Origin of the sequence: Tenacibaculum sp. MEBiC06402 (assembly GCF_049239625.1) — a bacterium.
Taxonomy (GTDB): Bacteria; Bacteroidota; Bacteroidia; order Flavobacteriales; family Flavobacteriaceae; genus Polaribacter.
This window is the reverse complement of record NZ_JBMKKT010000016.1, coordinates 1-3,341: the sequence shown is the minus strand read 5'-3', so window position 1 is coordinate 3,341 and position 3,341 is coordinate 1. Positions and strand designations below refer to the sequence as shown.

Here is a 3,341-nt window from a genome sequence, read left to right as displayed (position 1 = left end):
AAGATTGAATTTCCGGTGAGGTCCCGAAGCTTCGGGACAGCCGCAATTAATTATACACCTTGTTGTGTAACGTTTTAATTTCCTTTCACTTTTTTATATACACCTAAACATCCACTGCAAGTGTTCAAAATTGAATTACGATTTTTAATATTCGAAATTAACTTTCTGTCTAATTCTGTTAGTTTTATTCTTTTATTTTTTTCTAAGTATTCAAGAGCATCTATTCCGTAAGTTTGTAATTCTGGATTGAATGATTTTATCCAATTTCGAAATTCCGAAATATTTTTTTTCTTATCAAACATTAAGTTGTTATATCTAGGTACATCATAAACAACTGGTGCAAATCCACAAACATATCCGTAAATGTGGTCATCTAACACTTGATTTACAAAATTCGTAGTTGTAAATTTTGTTTGATAAAATTCATTATGATATTCTAAATAATTTTGAAGTTTTCCAAAGTCAAAATAATAATTCGCTTTTTTTCGGTAAGGGTCATAATTTATTAATCCAAATATTGAGTCATTTTTCGAAAATGTATGGACTTTATATTCTTTGTATTTAGTGTATCTGCCGTGAATATAATTTATTAGTACTTGATATATTTTTTCAGAAACTCCGTTGTCTCTTTTTCTTTCGAAAAGTAGTTTTCCAAATCCTCTATCATCTTCCTTAACGAATTTAAACTTTTGATTTTTTAAGGAATCAACATTAAAGTTTTCGTAGTTTTTAAAGTAACCTTGAATTTCATAATCAGCTTCTATTTCAGCTCGATTCTGTGAAAATGACTGTAAGGAAAATAGCAGAATAATATAGTTTATTAAAATTCTCATTGTTTGTTTAACGTTTTTATTTTCCCTATTTCAGTTTCTTTGTGAATATGGTGCATTGGATATCTTCCGAATTCCCATTTTCCATTTTCAAATTTGAAAGATATATATTCCATTATTACAGGTCGCTTGTGTTCATCAAGTTCAATGAACTTGTATTTTTCTTCAATTTTGATAAAATCTTTCTCTTTAGGTTCGTAATTAAAATCAAATGGGTTTCTTGAATTTAAAGCTTCCAAAATACTGTCTATTGTCAGCTCTTTATTAATTTGTCTTTGAGGATATATCATCATTCCCATAACGCTATTCTTATTAGCTTCTTCTTTAAATGAAAAAAGAGTCCATTTAAAGTAAGTCTCCATATATGAACCATCATCATTTAATAGTGCCATTAGGGAATCACTCTTTTTTAATTGATATAGTTTTACAATTTCATCTGCAAAATCAATATTAATTTCCTGCTTATTTGAACAGGTACAAAAATGGATTTTTAAATCTTCTTTACACATAGTTTCTCAAATGTTACACAACGGTCTTGTATATGAAAAGTAGCGGATTTTAAGCAGTAACTTTTCGGGTTATAACAGACCTTTGATTTATTCATTTTACTTCGGTTAAGCGAATTAAACCGCTATTTTTTATATACGTTGTTAGGTGCTGGCCTTTTTACTTTTTCTTTTAGGCAAACACATCAGCTATTAGCTTTTTAATTGTCAAATTTTCCAATTTGGCTGCGATTGGTGAAACATTATCTTGATTCAATTTCCAATGCATTCCATCATTATAAATGATTCCCAAAAGGTAATGAGATTCAGGTGATGTAAATCCCAATTCTTCTGCTTTTTCTAATTTAATTCTAGTTTTATGAGTGGCTAAAAAGGTAGTTCTAGCGGCTTGACTTTGAAGTTTGTTGTAAGCAATTTCTTCAATCCTTATTCTTAAGCCACCACAAACTGCAAATGGGTCATAAGGTCTGTCATTTAAATAGTTTTGAACTTCATTGTTCAAATGATTTCTAAAATTGTCACCTTCTCCCCATAGTTCTGGGATATTTAATGCTCGAAATTCATTCCGCTTATTTATTATTCCTGGGTCGTAATGAAGTAAGTATTTAGAAACATCATCTTTTATTGTTAAGTCGTTTCTATTCCTCAAGAGGTTTATAATTCCTTGGGCAACTTGAATGTTTGACTTATTTAAATAGTATACTTTTTGATTACTGAAAGCGAAGTTTTTGAAGTAATTGGGATTTAAATGTGTTAAGATTAACGGATAAATCCTCCTATTTGCGAGTTTATACTCTTTAATAAATTGTGTAATGTAATACTGTGCTGCTGTTAGGTTAGCGTCATCTAGATAATCAAATACTTCATCTATTATTAAGATATTAGCTCCTTTTTTTAAATGTCTTCTTGCTCTAAACAACATAGATACAAATGTCAATATATCTCTCTGACCGTTTGAAATATGGATTGCTTGTGGAAATTTTACAACTAATTTACCTCCTGTTTGACTTGTGCTAATGTTTCGCCACGTGCAATTAAATGTTGAAAGAGTTTCGTCAAATCTCTGTTTGTCTAAACGATAATTGCTATAAGTACAAGCCGCTTTAAAATTATTTCGATTATTGTTGAAAAGAGTTACTAATTGTATGGCAGCTAAATAACTCTTTGATTCTGAATCGTAACCTATGTCAAATTCATTTATTAAATCACCGATTGTGTTAAGGTAATTAATTTGTTTAAGGTCATTTAAACAATTTAAAGAAACCCAATTATTCAAAGTGTTCGAGGTAGCTGTTTCGTCTTGAGCATTTATCCGAGAAATAACTTCATTTATTCTTCTTTGGTTTAAGACTCCATTTGCACGTTCTAATGCTTGATAGTTTTCACTCAATTTTTCAACTAACACTAAATTATTTAGAACTGTATTTAAATTTGGCAAAACTTTTCCGCATTTACCAAATGCTGCTTGACTATTTCTAAAAGAGTATCCGAATTGCGTATTGTCGGGAATTCTATCAACTAATACAACGTCTTTTATTTCTAACCTCGCAGTCGCATTGCCAAATCGTGAACCTATGCCTTTTGGTTTAGTTTGGTTATTTATTACAAAATAATCAAAGTGATTACTAATTGTATTTGAATTATGAGTTGCTACTAAATTAAGTACAGTATTATCTTCTTGGACATACTCAATTGCCACTCTAGGCAAATTGTGAATATTTTCAGCGTGTAAATCATCTTCGGCTAGATTAATTCGATTGTTGTTCATCGAGTTAAACGCAGTAGCAAGAGAACTTTTTCCAAATCCATTCGGTGCTACTAGTAAGCTTGGTTTATTAGGATAAATTCCGAGGTCAAATGTTTTTTGGTCAATTCCTTTTATATTTTCAATTTCGATTATCCTAATCATAAATTATTGCAGGTTGTTTTTTCGGCTTGCACCTAATAACGTATTTGTGTATGATTTTTTGCGGGAAAAGGACGCGAGTTATTTTCCGTTGATGCG

At 30.2% G+C, this 3,341-nt stretch carries 3 protein-coding genes; all 3 read right to left on the bottom strand.

Annotation, left to right across the window (positions count from 1 at the left end):
- Positions 1–74 precede the first annotated feature (74 nt).
- The 3 genes from ACOSP6_RS00135 to ACOSP6_RS00125 all read right to left on the bottom strand — a co-directional run bounded on the left by ACOSP6_RS00135 (position 75) and on the right by ACOSP6_RS00125 (position 3,245).
- On the bottom strand, positions 75–833 hold the full coding sequence (locus ACOSP6_RS00135; RefSeq protein ID WP_422092462.1) for a hypothetical protein: 759 nt from the start codon (positions 831–833) through the stop codon (positions 75–77).
- Positions 830–1,339: a hypothetical protein gene (locus ACOSP6_RS00130; protein ID WP_422092461.1), complete on the bottom strand. Its 510-nt coding sequence runs from the start codon at positions 1,337–1,339 to the stop codon at positions 830–832. Before ACOSP6_RS00130 ends, ACOSP6_RS00135 begins: the two co-directional genes overlap by 4 nt.
- Positions 1,340–1,508: 169 nt before the next feature.
- Complete coding sequence (locus tag ACOSP6_RS00125) at positions 1,509–3,245, bottom strand: hypothetical protein (RefSeq protein ID WP_422092460.1); 1,737 nt, start codon at positions 3,243–3,245, stop codon at positions 1,509–1,511.
- Positions 3,246–3,341: the final 96 nt, after the last annotated feature.

Excerpts from the sequence above, each read along its gene's own strand:
- ACOSP6_RS00135 (WP_422092462.1), bottom strand. The coding sequence starts at position 833 with ATGAGAATTTTAATAAACTATATTATTCTGCTATTTTCCTTACAGTCA.
- ACOSP6_RS00130 (WP_422092461.1), bottom strand. The coding sequence starts at position 1,339 with ATGTGTAAAGAAGATTTAAAAATCCATTTTTGTACCTGTTCAAATAAG.
- ACOSP6_RS00125 (WP_422092460.1), bottom strand. The coding sequence starts at position 3,245 with ATGATTAGGATAATCGAAATTGAAAATATAAAAGGAATTGACCAAAAA.